The organism is Muriicola sp., from assembly GCF_049669965.1.
Taxonomy (GTDB): domain Bacteria; phylum Bacteroidota; class Bacteroidia; order Flavobacteriales; family Flavobacteriaceae; genus Muriicola.
This window is the reverse complement of sequence record NZ_JBATLB010000291.1, coordinates 1-3,204: the sequence shown is the minus strand read 5'-3', so window position 1 is coordinate 3,204 and position 3,204 is coordinate 1. Positions and strand designations below refer to the sequence as shown.

The following is a 3,204-nucleotide window of genomic DNA, read 5'->3' as shown; positions in this document are numbered from 1 at the left end:
GCCCAGGACGGCAATAACAGGCGAGCCACTTCCGTATTCTGCAACAAAAGCCGTTGGGATCCCTGCGATCCCTTTATTTATGGTAAATCCTTCTTTCTCCAGCGTTGATTGAAGTAGGGCAGAACTCATTTCTTCCTGATAGCCCATTTCCGCAAATTCCCATATATTTTGAGCAATCTCTCCATAGTTTGCCGCTTTGGCATCCAGTGTTTTAAGTACATCATCTGTATCTTTTTGTGCTTGTACAGCAAATAACAAACAAAGGGCAATTCCTAGGAAGGTGTATTTTTTCATCGGTCTTGATTTTTAGTAAGGCTAAATATAAGAAATGAGCCTGTAACTAAGCAGACCCTTTAGAAACATTCTCAGGATTTTATTTACTCACTTTCTGGGATGGTATTGTTCCATTACCTGGGCAAGGTGGGTGCGGTCTACATGCATGTAGATCTCCGTAGTGGTGATACTTTCATGACCCAGCATTTGCTGTATGGCCCTGAGATCTGCCCCGTTTTCCAGTAAATGGGTAGCAAAAGAATGTCTGAAGGTATGCGGACTAATCGTTTTATGAAGCCCTGTTTTGTCTACAAGCTGTCTGATAATATAAAAGATCATGGCCCTGGTAAGCCCTTTGCCTCTCCGATTCAGGAATAAAATATCCTCGTAACCCTTTTGTATTTTCTGATGCACACGCAGCTGATGCCTGTAGATGCTGATATATTTTTTATTCAACGGACTAATGGGCACAAAGCGCTGTTTATCGCCCTTCCCGGTTACTTTGATAAAGTCCTCTTCAAAGAACAAATCAGAAATTCGCAGATGAATAAGTTCGGACACTCGCAAGCCGCACCCGTAAAGGGTTTCTAGCATGGCCCGGTTGCGTTCTCCTTCCGGTTTTGAAAGATCGATCGCCTTAATAAGGTCATTTATTTCTTCTAGAGAGAGGGTATCCGGGAGTTTACGCCCCAGTTTTGGGGATTCAATGAGTTCCATAGGATTTTCAGGGCGGTAATCCTCAAAAACCAGATAGGTAAAAAAACTGTTTAGTCCTGATATGATGCGGGCCTGTGATCTTGCAGAAACAGTTTTACCAAGTTCATAGACAAACTGAGACAGGGTTTCCTTTTCTAAAGTAATGGGATTGTCCTTGCATTGAACAGCATACAGATACCTCGCCAGTTTGCTTACATCGCGATGATAGTTTTGGATGGTATTCTCAGAAAGGCCCCTTTCTATCTGTAAATAGTGTCTGAAATCTTTTAGTGCCCGGTCCCAGTTCATAGTTTAAAGATAGCTCTATTGTTATAAAATAGATAGAATTTTGGCAGCTACCACCATTTTTGGTGGTTTGGCAACAAAAATGAGGCGTGTTTAAAAGAACAGACTAGATTTGGCTGTAAACCTAGACTATTTAACCAATGAAAAAATTTATTGTTGTTTTGGCAGGACTGTTTTTATGTACTGGCTTATTTGCACAGGAAGGTATTAAATTAGGCCTTCATGGCAGTTTTCCTTTTAATGATTTCAGCGATGCTGTGGTACTCGCAGCAGGGATAGATGTGGGTTATATGCATGCATTGGGTGAAGTTGTCGATGTGGGGGTCATGGCCGGATTTATAAATGGTTTTCCGGATAATTTTGATGGTGGACCCGATCTCCCAAGTGTACAATTTCTTCCGCTGGCAGCCTCTTTCCGTATATGGCCTTCCAATTCCTTTTCATTTGGAGGTGATGTTGGTCAGGCGTTTGGAATCAACCCAAGTACCAATGATGGCGGACTTTACTACAAGCCTACCGTTGGATATCTGTTTGGAACTAATACCGAGGTAAATATTTCCTATACGGGGATTAAGCTCGATGGTGCCACCTGGTCTACGGTTAATGTAGGAGTTTTACATACTTTCCAGGTCAGGCCCCGCAGATTGTAATTAATATCTTAGATACCCATTCATTCTTTTCGTAGGTTCTTGTGCGCTCAGGAGAAAGTACCTTTCTTTGTGATAGCGTAACTATTCGCTACTTTTAACGTATGAAAATCATTATTATAAACGGTCCTAATCTAAACCTCCTGGGCAAAAGGGAACCCGAAGTATATGGGGCTACCGGTTTTGAGGAATATTTTTCTCAGCTTCAAATGAAATACAAGGACATTCAATTGGCCTATTTCCAATCGAACATTGAGGGCGAGCTCATAGACAAGATCCAGGAAGTGGGTTTTAGTTATGATGGGATCATCTTAAACACAGCAGCCTATACACACACTTCTGTTGGCCTGGGCGATGCCGTAAAAGCCGTGACTACACCGGTGGTAGAAGTACATATCTCAAATACCTTTAACAGAGAAGATTTCAGGCACGTCTCCTATATCTCAGCAGGAGCTAAAGGGGTCATATTGGGATTTGGACTTCAAAGCTACGAATTGGCTCTACAGAGTTTCCTGTAAATTTCATGTTGAGTTTAGGTAAAACCTTACTTATTATAAGGTAAAACCTTAATTATATTAGTTTTTGTAGTATCTTTAGGTCACCCCATGCTTTTCAAAAACTTATCTCTACAAATTATACTTGGACTTTTCTCATCAATTATTTGCTGAGAAATATTGAAGGATCTTATAAATTTTGGTTGTGGCAAGGTTATTTTAAATTACTTGCCTGAGGTAAAATTTTATAGGCATCTATTCCACAGTTGGCTATGGTAATGTAATAGGATCTATGTGCATACATCCTATCATTAAATAACTAACCAACTCAAGAATATGATTACAAGGCATGCTTCCTCACACCCCAACGTAAAATTTACATCGTCCAATTTTGAAATTATCTTTCGCAGGTTCTTCACCCTGATCCTCTTATTTTGCTTTTGTTTCGCGGGGCATGCCCAATGGAAAAAGAATAAAAATAAGAAAGACGAGGATATCACCATTAGTTCCTGTATTCTGGATATGGGCAATGGCATGTACCGTGTAAATTTCAGCTACAACAACCCTAATGATAAAGTAATCTGGGTCCCAAAATTCTTAAGTAGGGTGGTTATAAAGAAAAAAGCCAGATGGGGTAGGCGCAGAGTTGTCTCCTTTGGCATCAACCGTTTTCAACCCGGACAGGTCGAAAATGCATTCTTTGTGGAATTCTATGACAAGGAATATGTCCGGTGGACCCTAAAAAATCCTAAGGGAAAATTAAAGAGAACAACTGCCAATAGTAATTC

General features: G+C 40.5%; 4 protein-coding genes and 1 pseudogene. 3 read left to right on the top strand and 2 right to left on the bottom strand.

Translation table 11 applies throughout. From position 1 onward, the window contains the following. A pseudogene (locus WBM49_RS14270) lies at nucleotides 1-294 on the bottom strand (amidohydrolase); the annotation flags it as partial. 87 nt (nucleotides 295-381) lie between these two features. Continuing rightward, the gene (gene xerD, locus WBM49_RS14265) at nucleotides 382-1,278 is read right to left on the bottom strand and encodes a site-specific tyrosine recombinase XerD (RefSeq protein WP_424372719.1); all 897 of its coding nucleotides are present in this window, start codon (nucleotides 1,276-1,278) and stop codon (nucleotides 382-384) included. A gap of 137 nt (nucleotides 1,279-1,415) precedes the next feature. On the opposite strand from xerD, the gene WBM49_RS14260 reads away from it, so the two are divergent. The 3 genes from WBM49_RS14260 to WBM49_RS14250 all read left to right on the top strand — a co-directional run. Next, nucleotides 1,416-1,925, top strand: a complete 510-nt coding sequence (locus tag WBM49_RS14260; protein WP_424372718.1) for a hypothetical protein — start codon at nucleotides 1,416-1,418, stop codon at nucleotides 1,923-1,925. A 101-nt stretch (nucleotides 1,926-2,026) separates the two neighbouring features. Next, nucleotides 2,027-2,440: a type II 3-dehydroquinate dehydratase gene (gene aroQ / locus WBM49_RS14255; RefSeq protein ID WP_424372717.1), complete on the top strand. Its 414-nt coding sequence runs from the start codon at nucleotides 2,027-2,029 to the stop codon at nucleotides 2,438-2,440. A 312-nt stretch (nucleotides 2,441-2,752) separates the two neighbouring features. Next, a partial coding sequence (locus WBM49_RS14250) for a hypothetical protein (RefSeq protein WP_424372716.1) occupies nucleotides 2,753-3,204 on the top strand: 452 nt, incomplete at its 3' end.